Below are 14,865 nucleotides of genomic sequence, written 5' to 3' on the forward strand. Positions count from 1 at the left end.
CCGTGACGCAACGCAGCGGCTACGCCTGCGCTTCGTCGGCGAGGGGCAGCGTCACGCGACAGTCGAGCCCGCCGCCTTCGGCCGGGCTCGCGCCGATGCGCCCGCCGTGGCGCGTGACGATGCTCTTGCACAGCGACAACCCGATCCCGTTGCCGCCGGCCTTCGACGACGAGAAGCCGTCGAACAGCCGGTCGTGCGCCCCTTCCGCGATACCCGGCCCGTTGTCGATCGCACGCAGCTCCGCCTGGCCGTCGACGTTGGCGGTGCCGAGCGTCAGCGTGCACGGCGCGCGCTTGCAGCCGGCGAACGCCTCGATCGCGTTGAATGCCAGATTGAGCATCACCTGCCCGATCAGCACACGCTCGCAGCGAATCGGCAGCGGCATATCGGCCTGCACGATCGCGACCGTCACGCCCGCTTCCTTCGCACGCAGCTCGATGAAATACGCGACGTCGGCGAGGATCTCGCGCAGGTCGGCGAGCGCGACGACCGGCTCGCGCTTCACGATGAACTCGCGCACGCTCTTGATGATCAGCGCCGCATGCTCGGCCTGCCGGTCCGCGCTGCGCAGCCCCCAGATCGCATCGTCGACGGCGCCGCGCGTGTTCAGCCGCTGTATCGCACCCTCGATGAAGTTGCGCACGGCCGCGAGCGGCTGGCTCAGCTCGTGCGCGATCACGGTCGCCATCTCGCCCATCGCGTTGTAGCGGCCCGCATATTCGAGCATTCTCGCTTCGGCGCGTCGTGCTTCCTCGATCGCGACTTCGTCGCTGACGTCGCGGAAATGCACGAGCAAACCGTCGAGATCGCCCTCGATCTCGACCTGCCGGCACGTGATGCGCAACCAGCACGCCGAACCGTCGCGCCGCACGAAGCGGTAGCGCTGCGGCTCGGACGGGCACGTCGACGGCGCATCGCGCAGCTGCGCGACGAGCCGGTCGCGATCGGCCGCGGTGCAGTAGTCGAGCACACCGCCGAGCGCTTCGTCTGGCGCGAGCCCGAGCACGCGGCGCCCCGACTCGCTGATGAACTGCGCGCCGCCGTGCGGCGTCACGACCGCGATGCCTTCGTCGAGATCCTGCATGAATTCGCGCAACCGCGCCTCGTAGCGGCGCAACTGCTGACGGATCGCCTCCTCCGCGCTGATGTCGCGGAACTGCACCATCACGACGTCACGCCCGCGCAGCGGCACGTGGGTCGCGATCGCCTCCGACAGCATGTCGACGCCGGTGCGCGACCGGTAGCACCACTCGTACACCTGCGGCCGCCCTTCGGCGATCGCGCGATCCATCGCGCCCACGCCGATCTCGCGGCGGTACTTCGGTTCGGGACGCGTCATGTCCGGCGCCTTCAGCGGCAGCAGCTCCTCGACGGAAAAGCCGAGCGCGATGCACGCGGCGCGGTTCGCCCACACGATCGCCTTGGTCTGCGCGTCGTGCAGCAGCACGCAGGTCGTCAATGCGTCGAGCAGCCGGTGGAAATCGTCTTCGTCGGGGAAGCTCATGATCGGATTCGGAAGAAGGCGCGCGGCCGGATGACCAACATAGCACCGGCGCGCGTGGCCCGCATCTGAAGATTTCTTTAGTCCGGCACGGAGCGACACCAGTCACGCGGCCCTACGCACCAATTGCTGCGTGCTTTCGGCGTTTCTAGACTGATTGCATTGTCGAGCCCCCGCAATCGAACCCCATCCCCAGGAGACAGCCATGCCCAACGCCGCCCTCGCCATCAACGCTGCGTCCCCCTCGCCGCATGCGGTCCGCGAAGCGGACCCGCGGGTGTCGCCGCTCGACGCGGTGATCGAGACCGTCGCCGCGCGACGTGACGAATTCGACCGCCTGTCGCATGTGCCGCGCGACGTGATCGCGCTGTTCAAGGAGGCCGGCATCTATCGCGCGGGCACGCCGCGCCGCTTCGGCGGCGATGCGCTCGCGCCGACCGCATTCCTGGACATGATCGAGCGAATCGCGACCGCCGACGGGTCGGCCGCGTGGGTCGCGAGCTTCGGCTCCGCGAACGTCTATCTCGCCGCGCTGCCGCTCGCCACGCAGGCCGAGCTGTACGCGAACGGCCCCGATCAGGTATTCGCGGGCGGGCTGTTCCCGGTGCAGCCCGCGCAGGCGGCACCCGGCGGCTGGCGCGTGAACGGCACGTGGAAGTTCGCGAGCGGCTGCAAGGGTGCCGACTGGCTCGGCGTCGGCATCGCGGTGCCCGGTGCGCAGGATGCCGCACCGAACAAGCCGCGCACGGCCGTGTTCCGCGCCGCTGACGTCGAGATCGTCGAGAACTGGAGCGTGGTCGGCATGCAGGGCACCGGCAGCCACGACCTGCGCATCGACGACCGCTTCGTGCCGGACGCGTGGACCTTCGTGCGCGGCGGCGAGCCGACCGTCGACGAGCCGCTGTACCGCTATCCGACCGTCGCGTATGCGGCGCAGGTGCTCGCCGTCGTGAACCTCGGGCTCGCGCGCGCGGCGCTCGACGTCGCGAACCGGATGTCGGGCGGCCGCCAGACGACCACCGGCGCGCCGCGCCTCGCCGATCGCGCGTATTTCCGCATCGAGCTCGCGAAGGCCGAGGCGCAGCTGCGCTCGGCACGCGCGTTCTTCTACGACGCGACCGACTCGGTCTGGCAATCGATCCTGGCCGGCAACCCGGTCACACCCGAGCAGGTCAGCCTGCTGAGGCTCGCCGCCACGCATATCGCCCGCGAAGGCGCGGGCGTCGTCGAGCGCGCGTACCGCCTCGGCGGCACGGCCGCGATCTATCGCACGCATCCGCTGCAGCGCCTGCTGCGCGACGCGATGGTCGTCACGCAGCACGCGTTTCTCGGCGAAGGCAACTTCGACGGCGCGGGCGCGGTGTTCACCGGCGTCACGCCGTTTCCCGGCTATCTGTAATCCGCGTCGATGCGTTTCGACGCCGCTGAACCCATTCTTCAGGAGAACCTGTCATGTCCGATTCGAATCCGCTGCCGCTGCGCGTGCTGTTCTGCTGCGGCGTGTCGCAAAACTTCTTCGACCTGCCGCGCGAGAAGATCGGCGAAGTGTGGCAAGCGTACGGTGCGATGCTCGCCGCCGTCGAGGCGATGCCCGGCGTGCGCGTGCTCGGCGTGATGGATGACGATCGCCTCGTCGTCGGCCAGGCAGACGGCGCGCCGTGGACGTTCTACATCATGGCCGACGTCGCCGACTTCGACACGACGGTCGCCGTCTGCAACCTGTATCGCACGACGCCCGTCGGCGAATACAACCTGTGGCGCTACGGCAAAATCGAGGCGCGGGTCGGCCGTGCGCTGACCGTGCCGCCCGCCGCGAAGCCCGCGTCGTGAGGCGCGCGATGACCGGCCCCGATTCGACGCGAGCGATCGACGCGCTCGAAGCGCTCACGCGGCGCGTGGCGGCGCTCGACGCCGAACGCGCGGTGCGCGCGACGATCACGCGCTACATGGCGCTGTGCGACGTGCCCGAGGATGCCGGCGACGGCCCGGCGCTCGCCGCGCTGTTCACGGCTGACGCGGTATGGGAAGGCATCGGCCCGCAGTACGCGCGCAAGTTCGGCCGCCTCGAAGGCGCGGACGCGATCGTCGCGATGCTACGCCGCTATCTGCCGCCCGATCCGCATTTCGCGGCGAACCTGCACTTCCTGACGTCCGAGTCGATCGACATCGGCGCCGATCATGTGACCGCGCGCGGCCGCTGGATCATGCTGCAGGCGTCGCGCCATGCGGACGGCACGGCCGAGCTGATCGCCGCGCGGCTGACCATCGATTTCGCGCCGGCCGACGACGGCGCGACCTGGCTGATCCGCCATTTCCGTACCGAGCGCGTGCTCGACGGCCCGTGGCCGCTCACCGCCGCGCCGCAATCCTGAACCCTTTCACCGCGCTCGCACGCCATCGCACCATGACAGGCTTCATCGATACCTTCACGCTGGGCGGCCCGGGCCCGACGATCGCGATCAAGGACACGATCGACATCGCCGGCCATCCGACCCGCGCGGCCAGCCGCGCGCTCGCCGACGCGCCGCCCGCCGCGCGGCACGCGGACGTGGTCCGCCTGCTGCTCGATGCCGGCTGGCAGATCGCCGGCAAGGCGAACATGCACGAGCTCGCGTTCGGCATGACAGGCATCAACGACCACACCGGCACACCGGTCAACCCGCAGGACCCGACGCGCATTCCGGGCGGCTCGTCGAGCGGATCGGCGTCGCTCGTCGGGCTCGGCGTCGTCGACGCCGCGCTCGGCACCGATACCGGCGGCTCGATCCGCGGGCCGGCAGCATGCTGCGGCGTGGCCGGTCTCAAGCCGACGTTCGGCCGCGTGTCGCGGCGCGGCGTCGCGCCCGCCGACACCACGCTCGACTGTGTCGGGCCATTCGCGCGCGACGTGCGCACGCTCGCGGCCGTGATGGCCGCCATCGCACCGGGCTTCGATCGGGCGCATGCGGCAGCACCCGTTGCCGGCTGCACGATCGCGCGCGTAATCGTCGATGCCGATCCGGCCATCGCCGCCGCACTCGACGCGGCGATACGTGCGTCGTGCCTGTGCGCGCACGATGTCGTGCTCGACGAACTGCCTGCCGCGTTCGCGGCGGGGCTCGCCGTCATCAATGCGGAAACGTCGCGCGCATTCGGCCATCTCGTCGAAACCGGCAAGCTCGGCGCGGATCTCGATGCGCGGCTGCGCACGGCCGCGACGACGACCCCGGCCGCGCTCGCGGAAGCCGAAGCCGTGCGTGCGCGCTTCACGGCGCAGGTCGACGCCGCACTCGAACGCGCGGAGGTGCTGGTGCTGCCGACATTGCCCGCGTTGCCGATCACGCTTCAGCAGGCACGCGACGGCGTATCGGTCATCGCGATGTCGTCGCTGATCCGGCCGTTCAACCTGAGCGGCCATCCGGCGTTCAGCCTGCCGCTGCCGCTCGCGGGAACGCCGCTGAAGGCCGGGCTGCAGATCGTCGGACGCAAGGGCGCGGACGAACAGGTGTGCGCGGTCGCCGCGCACTTCGAAGCGGCACTCGCCGCATGAACCACGACGCGTGCGCGGCTTCGGCCACGCACGCGCGAACCAGGGAAACACGCACCATGTCAGACCGAGTCGTCCTCGTCACCGGCGCCGCGCGCGGGCTCGGCGCCGTCATCGCCGAACGCTTTCATGCGGCCGGCTATCGCGTCGCGCTGGCCGACATCGCCGTCGACGCCATTCACGCACATGCACGCGACCTCGACCCGAGCGGCGAACGCGCGATCGCGCTGCCGCTCGACGTCACGTCGAAACGCGACTTCGAAGCCGCGCGCGATGCGCTCGTCGCGCGCTGGGGCGCGATCGACGTGCTCGTCAACAATGCCGGCGCGTCGAAGGTCGTGCCCGCGATGGAGATCACGGCCGAGCAGTTCGATCAGGTGATCGACGTGAACCTGCGCAGCGTGTTGTTCGGCTGCCAGGTGTTCGGCCAGTACTTCGCAACGCGCGGCGCGGGCCGCATCGTCAACATCGCGTCGCTCGCCGGGCAGAACGGCGGCTCGGCGACGGGCGCGCACTACGCGGCCGCGAAAGGCGGCGCGCTGACGCTGACCAAGGTGTTCGCGCGCGACCTCGCCGCGCAGGGCGTGACCGTCAACGCGATCTCGCCGGGCCCGCTCGATCTGCCGATCGTCCATGAAAGCGTCGCACCGGAAAAGCTGCGACAGGTGCTCGCGAGCCTGCCGGGCGGCAAGCTCGGGTCGGCCGGTTTCATCGCCGATGCGGCCGTGCTGCTCGCGTCGGGCGACGCGCATTTCGCGAACGGCGCATGCTGGGACATCAACGGCGGGTTGTACATGCGTTGAGCGTGGCGCGCGCTTCGGCGCGCGTCTGAACGCCCTAGCGCGGCGTATCGTTGCCGTCGCCCCACACGACCATCACGTCGCGCACCAGCGCGGCGATCGACGTCGCACCGAGCTTTTCCTTGATGCTCGCGCGATGCACGTCGACGGTCTTCACGCTGATCGACAGGTCCGACGCGATCTGTTTGCTGCCCTTGCCGTCGACGACGCCGCGCAGCACTTCCTTCTCGCGCGCGGTGAGCGCATCGAGCCGCTGGCGCAGTTCGCGATGACGCTGGTCGACCGCGTGCCGCTGCTGCGCGAGCCGCAGCGCGCGTTGCACGCGCTCGAGCATCTGCTGCGAGTTGTACGGCTTCTCGACAAAGTCGATCGCACCGTTCTGCAGCGCGCGCACCGACATCGGAATATCGCCGTGCCCGCTGACGAAGATCACCGGTAGCGTCGCGCCGCGCGCGTTCAGTTCCGCCTGCACGTCGAATCCGCTCTTTTCAGGCATCCGCACGTCGAGCACCAGGCACGCGGGCAGGTTCACGTCGAAGCGCGCAAGAAAATCGGCGGCATTCGCGAATCCTTCGGACGCGATGCCGACCGATTCGAGCAACCAGGCGAGCGACGTCCGCATGCCGCTGTCGTCGTCGACGATGTATACGATCGGAGCGGGTGACGTCATCGGGGTGTCTCGCAAATATCGGTATCGGTATCGCACGCGCCGCGGGTGAGGCAAGCGTCGTTCGTCGGGGGTGTGCGGCACATCATAACGAGCCGAAAATGCGCTGAATACCCCTTTACGTACCGCTCGAACACTCGATCGCACTTTTTTTCGCGCGTCGCGCCGCACATCTAGGTAGAACCTTTAGACGCGTTGGCGGGAACGCCATCTTCATCGTCAATCGTGCGAATGTTCGCCGGCTTTTTCGCGGCGTACGCTTGGGTCAAACGTCGACGATTCGATGCCGAATCGACGGCACGCACGATCGCCGCCCTCATTCACCCAGGAGCACCCATGTCCGCAACGACCGCTACCCCGCAACCGGCGCGCGCCAATCCGACCGACGCGCAAAAGGCCTTCCGGCAAGCGATGGCCCACCTCGGCGCGGCCGTCAACGTGATCACCACCGCGGGGCCACATGGCCGCTGCGGGATCACCGCGAGCGCCGTCTGTTCCGTCACCGACGCGCCGCCGACGCTGCTCGTGTGCCTGAACCGGTCGAGCGCGATGCATGCGATCTTCGAGCGCAATCGTCATGTGTGCATCAACGTGCTGCCGGCGGAGCACGAACTGCTCGCGCGGCATTTCGCGGGGATGACCGAGCTGCCGATGGAACGCCGCTTCGAATTGCCGGTGTGGGATCGCGGCGAGCAGGACGTCCCCGTGCTGCGCGATGCGCTCGCGAGCCTGCAGGGCACGATCGCCGAGATGAAGGAAGTCGGCTCGCATTCGGTGATGTTCATCGAGGCGACGTCGATCCGCGTGCGCGACGACGGCGACAGCCTCATCTACTTCAGCCGCGCGTTCCATCGCCTGTCGCGCGCGGCCCGCGTGCGTTGACGGTCGCGGTCACGTTGCCGGGCTCGCCGGATGCTGCCGGCCCGGGTCGGCTACGCCGACGCCCGCAGCGCACGCTGTCCGACCGCGAGCGCCGCACCTGCGAACAGCGTCAGCGCCGAATAGACGAGCCCGCGCGCGAGCCCCGCGCTGTCCGACACCCAGCCGATCGCGACAGGCCCGGCGATCTGCCCGAACGCGAAGATCGTCGTAAACGCGCTGATCCCCTTCGCCCAGCCTTCCGGCGGCAGGTTGTGGCGCACGAACGCGGTCGTCGACGCAACCGCCGACAGGAACGTCGCGCCGAACAGCAGGCCCGACGCGAACGCGGCCGCCGGATGCACGAACAGCGCCGGCATCAGCGTCGCCACGCCGAGGAGCGCATTGAGCACGGCCAGCGCCTGGCCGCCGCGCATCCGGTCGAGCAGCCCCGACCACAGCCGCGCCGACACGACGGTCGCGACGCCGAGCATCACGTAGAACGCGGACACGACCGTTCCGCTCATCCCCGCGCCGCGCAGCAGCGCGACGATGAACGTCATGTACCCGATGTAGCCGACACCGAACAGGCCGTAGCCCGCGAGTGCGAGTGCGAAGCGCGCGGGGTGCGCGGTCGCGGCCGGCGCGGCGCCGTCGCGCGGCACGGCCGGCGTCGCGTGTGCGCGCTCGATGCGATGCGCGGCCGACACGGCCAGCACCGAGAACAGCACGCATGCGGCGGCGAGCGCGAACCACGCGGGCTGCCAGCCGTGCGCGTGCTGCGCGCGATGCACGAGCGTCGCGGGCACGAGCAGCGACGACGCGACGATGCCCCACCCGGTGCCGCCGTAATAGAGCCCGAGCAGCAGCCCCGCATCGCGCGGCGACGCGGACGCGAGCCGCGCGGCCAGCACACCGCCGCTGATGAAGATCAGCGCGCTGCCGACGCCCGTCGCGAGCCGCTCGACGAGCAGCGCGTGCATGCCGGACGTGAGCCCGCATGCGGCCATCAGCCCCGCGGTCAGCGCGCAGCCGGCCGCCAGCAGCGTGCCGGTTCGCCCGCGCCGCGACAGAAACGGGAAGATGAGCGCGCCGATCAGGTAGCCGGCCGCGTTGGCCGTGTTCAGCGCGCCGGCCTGCGCGAAGCTCCAGCCGAGATCGGCCTTCATCGGCGGCAGCAACAGGGCATACGAGAAGCGCGCGAGGCCCAGCGCGATCGCGCTGCCGAGCGACAGGCAGATCGCGAGCCGCCACGCGGCCATCCGGTCGGGTTCGGTGGCGCCGGCGTCCGGCCGTGCCCGGCCGGCGTGTTCCGGTTGCGGCGCTGCGCGCATCGCGGTGTCTCCATCGTGGTTCGAGGCCGGTATGGGCCCGAGGCCCGCAACGTCGACGCGGCTGGACGGCCATGAGCCGTGGCGCCGTCGCCGCGGAATCCTGTCGTGGCAGGCGCCGATCCCGATTGCCGAGACCGGCGCGCCAATCGACCGATGATACTTGACCGGTCACGAGCCCGGCGTGCGTCGGTGGCCTCGATGCCGGGTGCACCGCCCGGAACCGGGGTGCACCAAGCCCGGCCTCCACTACGCGCCCAGTCCGGCGGTAAACGCGCTGAAAAGCGCACGCCCCTCGTCCCACTCCGCCAGCCCGGATGCTGCGTTCAAATGGCCGCGCGCGCCGAGCACCAGCGGTCTCGCGCCGCGTTCCGCCGCCCAGGTGATGGCTCGCCCGGACGGGTCGTACGGGTCGTCCGAACTGGCGATCACCATCACCGGCCGGTCGCCGAAATCCTCGTCCGGCAAACGCGCGAACGCCTGTGCGGCAACCGGAAAACGCGGACCGTCCGGATCGGGCACCGCCACGAGAAACGCCCCGTGCACCGGGCGCGCTGCAGCGGCACGCCAATGCGCGAACAACAGACACCCGAGGGAATGGCACACCACGACCGGCGGCGTCCGGGCCTGCGCGACGGCCGCGTCGAGCGCCGCGATCCAGTCGATCAAGTCGGGCGTATCCCACGACGCCGGCGCAATGCGTGCGGCGCCCGGAAGCGCCGCTTCCCAGTGAGTCTGCCAGTGATCCGCGTCCGAGTTGCCGATCCCCGGCACGATGACGATGCTTCGATCCATTCCTGCCTCCATGAACGTAAGAGCGTCCAGTCTGACCCGCGGGACTGCTGCGCGGAATGGCAAGTCATCGGATATTGAGACAGAATCCCGATGAATCAACGGAACAGGAATGCGGAGATGCCCGACGGAGAACTGGATCGCCTGGATATTTCGATCATCGAAGCGCTGCAGGAGAATGCGCGCACGCCGTTGTCCGAAGTCGGCCGGCGCGTCGGCCTGTCACAGCCGGCGACGTCGGAGCGCGTCAAGCGCCTGGAGGAACGCGGCATCATCGCCGGCTACACCGCGCGGATCGATCCGGCCGCGCTCGGGTTGGGGATGATGGCCATCATCCGGCTGAGAACGACGCACGAACACATCAAGCCCGCATTGAGTGCGTTTGCCGACATGCCGCACGTCATCGAGATTCACCGGATGACCGGAGAGGACTGTTTCCTGTTGAAGGTGCTCGTGCCGACGCCCGGTCAGCTCGAAACCATCATCGACGCGATTGCCCGCTTCGGCGCGGTCACGACTTCGCTGGTCCTTCGGTCGGAACCCGTCAAGCCGCTCGGCAAGGCTTTGCTGGGTTGAGGCCGGCAACGGTCAGGCGACGCCTGCCTCGTTCGCGAACGACGAAAATCGAAACGATCGGCGCAATTGGATTTCCGATTTAAAAAATCGCATGAATCGATTAATCAGTCGCGGCCTCGATATTCGATAAAGAACCCGCGATATGCGCGATTCGGTTTATTTGGCTTCATCGCGCGATGCATGGCGAGCCCCTCATGTTTAGCACCCCACGGCTAAAAACCTTGCAACGCATTGCATTTACCAAATCGTCAGACTAATATCGACGCCACTCGTCCGGTATTCAAAAAATGCCGGATGAGCGGCGGTAATCCCTTTACCGCGCTTTCATGTTGAATCGCTCATGTTCACCACAGGAGAATTGACATGCAGGAAACCCGGCAGATCGAATTGCTTGACTGGATGCAGGAAGATACGCACCCCGAGGCCGTCGACATGATGGTCGAGGATGCCGTGGTGCCGTTCGGCACCGCGCTCTGGCCGGTCTGAGCGGCCAGCCCGTTCCCGCGGAAGGGCCTCGGCCCTTCCGCCGCTTCCGGAGACACGCATGCTGAACCTGCACCGCGCGCTGGGGTATCACCCGGCGCTGCGCGACAAGCTCGCACGCGGCGAGACGGGCAAGCTGCTGGTCGGCTACGACACCCGCAACCGCGACATCGCGTTGCGCGCGTTTTCCGCCCTGCCCGACTCGCTCGACGCGACGACCCTCTGCCTCGAAACCACCCCGCCCGCCGACATCGCCGCCGCGCTCACGCAGGCTGACCTGTTCGTACTGCTGTACGACTCGTCGTGCCTGCCGACGCCGTCGCCGAGCGGCCCGCCGTTCCTGGCCGCGATCCGTCCCGCGATCGTCGAGCACTGGAGCAAGTCGGTGCTGTTCAAGGATTACGGCCCGCATCTCGACGAGGCGTTCGCCGAATCGCTCGACGACATCGCCACGCGCAACGGCCGGCTGATCGAAGCGGCCGCGCGCGCATCGCAAATCCATTTCATCGACGAAGCCGGCAACACGCTGACCGGCTCGCTTTCACCGGACCAGAAATGGACGAGCGTGGACGGGATGGGCAATCTCGACGTCGTGCCCGGCGAGATCGCGACGCACGTCACCGACCTGCACGGCTCGATCGTGTTCAGCGGCACGTTCCTCGGCACCGTGCCGTTCGCGATCAAGTACCGCGTGGCGGAGCGGTTCGCGACGCTGCATGTCGAAGACAGCCTGATCGTCGATTTCGACAGCGACGACGCGGGCTTCCGGCGCGACTTCGCGTCGTACCTCGACCGGCATGACAATCACCGGCGCATCGAGGAATTCGGCATCGGCACGAACCTGGGCATCCGCGGGCTGTACGGCCGCAACGCCGGGTTCGAGGAACGCCATCCGGGCCTGCATCTCGGCCTCGGCGGCGGCGCAAACGGCAGCCACCACCTCGACCTGATCTTCGCGCGCGGCACGCTCGCGTTCGACGAGCGGATCGTGTTCGACGGCGCGTTCGCCGTCTGACTTCGGAATCAGGCGTCGGCGGCCGCCGCGTCGCCGAGCCACTTGAACATCACGAGGCAATCGACGAAGCCGAGCCGCGCATGACGATACGCGCGCGGCAGCCGGCCGACGATCTCGAAGCCGAGCTTCTGCCACAACGCGACCGCCACCTCGTTCGTCGCGACCACCGAATTGAACTGCATCGCGAGGAAGCCGCGTTCGCGCGCCACCTGCTGCGAGTGCTCGCACATCAGACGTGCAACGCCCTTGCCGCGCGCGGCCTCGCTGACCATATACCCGCAGTTGCACACGTGATTGCCGGGCCCGGCCGCGTTCGCCTTCAGGTAGTACGAGCCGAGCAGCACACCGTCCTCTTCGGCAACCCACGTGCAAAGCGGCGCGTCGAGCCACAGCGCGCGAGCGGCTTCGCGTGTCGGCGCCGGATCGAATGCGTAGGTCTCCTGCGCGGCGACGATCGCGTGGTACGTGGGCCAGAAGCGGGGGAAGTCGTCCTCGGTCATCGGGCGAAGCGTGATCATGCGGGTCCTCTCGTGAAGGGGTCGGGGAATGCGCGCGTCGCGCGACACGGCGTCAATGCGAGCCGCGGTCGCGCGGCAGGCCGCTGCGGTAGGTGCCAGGCGGCACACCATACCATCGCTTGAACGCCTGCGAGAAACTCGACAGGTCGCTGAAGCCGAGCCGCTCGGCGACTTCCGTCAGCGACAGGTGCGCATCGCCGAGCAGCGTCTCGGCCATCGCGCCACGCGCCTGCGCGAGCAGCACGCGGAACGTCGTGCCCTCTTCCTGCAGCCGGCGCTTGAGCGTGCGCGGGCTCGTGTTCATCAGCCGTGCCATGTCCTCGAGCGAGAACGGCACGTTACCGGGCGTCGCCGTCAGATATTGCCGCACCATCTCCGACGTGCCGACCCGCGCGCGCCGCGCTTCGACCAGCTGGCTGCACATCTGCTCGCACATCGAGACCGTCAGCGGGTTCGCATGCGGCAGCGGCCGGTCGAGAAACGCGCGGTCGAACGCGAGACTGTTCGCGCGCGCGCCGAACGCGGGTTCGACACCGGCGATGCGCGGTGTGGGTGCAGGTGCGCGCGTGGACGCGGATGCGCTCGCCGCGCTCGCTGCCTGCATCGTGAAGCGCGACAACGCGAATTCGCCGCCGCCGATTTCCTGCAGCAGCACGGCCGCGGCCGCCATGTCGCGCTCGACGAGGAAGCGGCTCAGGTCGGCCTCGAGCTCCGGCGCGCCGAAATTGAGCACGCACGCCTGCGGTTCCTCGCGATACGTGATCACCGTGAACGCATACGTAAGCGGCAGGAAGCGCATCGCGAGCGCCAGCGCGTCGCGCGCGGTCGCGCTCGCGATCAGCCCGTAGCCCCACACGCCGTACGCGGAGAAGTGATAGCGCTGCCCGACCTCGAACCCGAGGCCCGGCGCGCGCCCGAGCGCGCGCAGCAGGTTGCCGGTCAGCCGCAGTTCCTGCGCGGCCGTCACCTCGACGTTCGGATCGTCGAGCTGCGCGTCCGCGAGGCCCGTGCCGGCCAGCAACTTCGTGCGCGACACGCCGCGTTCGTCGCCGAAATCGACCAGCAGCCGCGCGCTGGCCGGACTCCGGGTGAAGTCCCAGAAGCTCATGCGGAGAAACCCTCGAAGCGCCGATTTGGCCCAAATACTAAAACAATTGTCCCGAAGCAGCATTGGTGTTTTCCCATGCGGCCCGCACCATCGGCGTCATCAGTCGTCGCCTGAACGACGTCAACGCCCCCGGAGGAGACACCATGCGACCGAGCCGTCCGCCCGACCTCGCCGCACGCTTCGAACGCCAGCGCGAAGCATTCGCCCGCGACCCCGCCCCGCCGCTCGCGATCCGCCTGTCGCGGCTCGATCGCCTGCGCGCGCTGCTCGATACACATGAAGCGGCGATCGTGCGCGCGATCGACGCCGACTTCGGCGGACGCTCCGCGCACGAAACGCGGCTCGCCGAATTGTTCGTGGTTCGAAGCGGCCTGCGCCATGCACGCGCGCGTCTGCGGCACTGGATGCGCGAACGCCGCGTGCCGACCGCCGCGCACTTCCGGCCCGGCCACAACCGGCTCGCGCCGCAGCCGCGCGGCGTCGTCGGCGTGATGGCCCCGTGGAACTATCCGCTGCAGCTCGCGATCGGGCCCGCGGTCGCGGCGCTCGCCGCCGGCAACCGCGTGCTGGTCAAGCCGTCGGAACTGACGCCGCGGCTGTCGGCGCTGCTCGACACGCTCGTCGCCGACGCGTTCGACGCCGACGAACTGGGCATCGTGACGGGCGACGTCGACACCGCGAAGGTGTTCGCGCGCTTGCCGTTCGACCATCTGTTCTTCACCGGCTCGACCGCGGTCGGGCGCGATGTCGCGCGAGCCGCGGCCGCGAACCTGACGCCCGTCACGCTGGAACTCGGCGGCAAGTCGCCCGCGATCCTCGACCCGTCGTGCGACGTCGCGCACGCGGCCGGGCGCATCGCGTTCGGCAAGCTGCTCAATGCCGGCCAGACCTGCATCGCGCCCGACTATCTGCTGGTGCCGGCCGGCACCGCCGAGACCGTCGCCGCGCGCCTGTCGGATGCGATCGCGCGCCGCTACCCGACGCTCGCCGGCAACCCCGACTACACGGCGATCATCGGCGCGCGGCATCGCGACCGTCTCGCGGCGCTGGTCGACGACGCGCGCGACGGCGGTGCGCGCGTGCTCGAAGTCAATCCGGCCGGCGAGCGCTTCTCCGCGGGCGCACGCAAGTTCGCGCCGACGCTCGTGCTAGGCACGCGCGACACGATGCGGGTGATGCGCGAGGAGATCTTCGGCCCCGTGCTGCCGATCGTCGAATACGCGGACCTCGACGATGCAATCGACCGCGTGAATCGCGGCCCGCGCCCGCTCGCGCTGTACTGGTTCGGCCGCGACGCCGCGCGCCGTGATCGCGTGCTACGCGAAACGGTGTCGGGCGGCGTCACGGTCAACGACTGCCTGTGGCATCTCGCGCAGGAGCACCAGCCGTTCGGCGGCGTCGGCCCGAGCGGCATCGGCGCGTATCACGGCAAGTGGGGTTTCGACACGTTCAGCCATCACAAGCCCGTGTTCCACCAGGCGCGCCGCAGCGGCACCGCGCTGTTCCATCCGCCGTACGGCAAAACCTTCGAGCTGCTGCTGCGCGTGCTGACGCGCATCGCGTGATCCATCGACCATCGGGAGACGATTTCTTGACGTCCTCCTCGCCTAGATGCGGAGGATTCCCACACCTGGCGATGCACGTCCGCATCGGAGAATGTTCAAAGCAGCATTGGTATCTCGATCATGCT

Annotated in this window: 16 protein-coding genes; 10 read left to right on the forward strand and 6 right to left on the reverse strand. The window is 69.0% G+C overall.

The window, feature by feature from the left end; all coding sequences use genetic code 11:
* Positions 1–19: 19 nt before the first annotated feature.
* Entirely contained in the window at positions 20–1,504 is a 1,485-nt protein-coding gene (locus tag DIE23_RS36700) for a sensor histidine kinase (RefSeq protein ID WP_124617507.1), read from the reverse strand.
* Positions 1,505–1,706: 202 nt separating this feature from the next.
* On the opposite strand from DIE23_RS36700, the gene DIE23_RS36705 reads away from it, so the two are divergent.
* The 5 genes from DIE23_RS36705 to DIE23_RS36725 are packed head-to-tail and all read left to right on the forward strand — an operon-like array spanning position 1,707 to position 5,830.
* On the forward strand, positions 1,707–2,900 hold the full coding sequence (locus DIE23_RS36705; protein ID WP_124617509.1) for an acyl-CoA dehydrogenase family protein: 1,194 nt from the start codon (positions 1,707–1,709) through the stop codon (positions 2,898–2,900).
* 53 nt (positions 2,901–2,953) lie between these two features.
* On the forward strand, positions 2,954–3,331 hold the full coding sequence (locus DIE23_RS36710) for a hypothetical protein (protein WP_021161073.1): 378 nt from the start codon (positions 2,954–2,956) through the stop codon (positions 3,329–3,331).
* Positions 3,332–3,339: 8 nt separating this feature from the next.
* Positions 3,340–3,873: a nuclear transport factor 2 family protein gene (locus tag DIE23_RS36715; RefSeq protein ID WP_124617511.1), complete on the forward strand. Its 534-nt coding sequence runs from the start codon at positions 3,340–3,342 to the stop codon at positions 3,871–3,873.
* Between the two features lie 32 nt (positions 3,874–3,905).
* On the forward strand, positions 3,906–5,030 hold the full coding sequence (locus DIE23_RS36720; RefSeq protein ID WP_124617513.1) for an amidase: 1,125 nt from the start codon (positions 3,906–3,908) through the stop codon (positions 5,028–5,030).
* A 56-nt stretch (positions 5,031–5,086) separates the two neighbouring features.
* Complete coding sequence (locus tag DIE23_RS36725; RefSeq protein ID WP_124617515.1) at positions 5,087–5,830, forward strand: SDR family NAD(P)-dependent oxidoreductase; 744 nt, start codon at positions 5,087–5,089, stop codon at positions 5,828–5,830.
* A gap of 34 nt (positions 5,831–5,864) precedes the next feature.
* Here DIE23_RS36725 and DIE23_RS36730 read toward each other — a convergent pair whose 3' ends face one another.
* On the reverse strand, positions 5,865–6,497 hold the full coding sequence (locus DIE23_RS36730; RefSeq protein ID WP_124617517.1) for a response regulator transcription factor: 633 nt from the start codon (positions 6,495–6,497) through the stop codon (positions 5,865–5,867).
* Positions 6,498–6,830: 333 nt separating this feature from the next.
* On the opposite strand from DIE23_RS36730, the gene hpaC reads away from it, so the two are divergent.
* Positions 6,831–7,376 (forward strand): 4-hydroxyphenylacetate 3-monooxygenase, reductase component, encoded by a 546-nt coding sequence (gene hpaC / locus DIE23_RS36735; RefSeq protein WP_124617518.1) that lies wholly within the window; start codon positions 6,831–6,833, stop codon positions 7,374–7,376.
* 50 nt (positions 7,377–7,426) lie between these two features.
* Here the strand turns inward: hpaC and DIE23_RS36740 are convergent, their stop codons facing one another.
* Together DIE23_RS36740 and DIE23_RS36745 are read right to left on the reverse strand one after the other, a co-directional pair.
* Positions 7,427–8,686 (reverse strand): YbfB/YjiJ family MFS transporter, encoded by a 1,260-nt coding sequence (locus tag DIE23_RS36740; protein ID WP_124617520.1) that lies wholly within the window; start codon positions 8,684–8,686, stop codon positions 7,427–7,429.
* A gap of 246 nt (positions 8,687–8,932) precedes the next feature.
* The gene (locus tag DIE23_RS36745; RefSeq protein WP_124617522.1) at positions 8,933–9,478 is read right to left on the reverse strand and encodes an alpha/beta hydrolase; all 546 of its coding nucleotides are present in this window, start codon (positions 9,476–9,478) and stop codon (positions 8,933–8,935) included.
* 117 nt (positions 9,479–9,595) lie between these two features.
* Here DIE23_RS36745 and DIE23_RS36750 point away from each other — a divergent pair, with 117 nt between their 5' ends.
* The 3 genes from DIE23_RS36750 (at position 9,596) to DIE23_RS36755 (ending at position 11,549) form a co-directional block, all read left to right on the forward strand.
* Entirely contained in the window at positions 9,596–10,051 is a 456-nt protein-coding gene (locus tag DIE23_RS36750) for an Lrp/AsnC family transcriptional regulator (RefSeq protein ID WP_124617523.1), read from the forward strand.
* A 363-nt stretch (positions 10,052–10,414) separates the two neighbouring features.
* Complete coding sequence (locus tag DIE23_RS40570) at positions 10,415–10,537, forward strand: hypothetical protein (protein ID WP_006752127.1); 123 nt, start codon at positions 10,415–10,417, stop codon at positions 10,535–10,537.
* 58 nt (positions 10,538–10,595) lie between these two features.
* Positions 10,596–11,549, forward strand: a complete 954-nt coding sequence (locus DIE23_RS36755) for a leucyl aminopeptidase (RefSeq protein WP_124617525.1) — start codon at positions 10,596–10,598, stop codon at positions 11,547–11,549.
* Between the two features lie 8 nt (positions 11,550–11,557).
* Here the strand turns inward: DIE23_RS36755 and DIE23_RS36760 are convergent, their stop codons facing one another.
* Both DIE23_RS36760 and DIE23_RS36765 read right to left on the reverse strand, forming a co-directional pair.
* Complete coding sequence (locus tag DIE23_RS36760) at positions 11,558–12,067, reverse strand: GNAT family N-acetyltransferase (RefSeq protein ID WP_124617527.1); 510 nt, start codon at positions 12,065–12,067, stop codon at positions 11,558–11,560.
* A gap of 52 nt (positions 12,068–12,119) precedes the next feature.
* A complete protein-coding gene (locus DIE23_RS36765) occupies positions 12,120–13,175 on the reverse strand; it encodes an AraC family transcriptional regulator (protein WP_124617529.1) in 1,056 nt (351 codons plus the stop codon).
* A 143-nt stretch (positions 13,176–13,318) separates the two neighbouring features.
* Between DIE23_RS36765 and DIE23_RS36770 the strand changes: the two genes are divergently transcribed.
* The gene (locus DIE23_RS36770) at positions 13,319–14,740 is read left to right on the forward strand and encodes a coniferyl aldehyde dehydrogenase (RefSeq protein ID WP_124617531.1); all 1,422 of its coding nucleotides are present in this window, start codon (positions 13,319–13,321) and stop codon (positions 14,738–14,740) included.
* The last annotated feature ends 125 nt before the right edge of the window (positions 14,741–14,865 follow it).

This window comes from Burkholderia sp. Bp9143, assembly GCF_003853645.1.
Classification (GTDB): domain Bacteria; phylum Pseudomonadota; class Gammaproteobacteria; order Burkholderiales; family Burkholderiaceae; genus Burkholderia.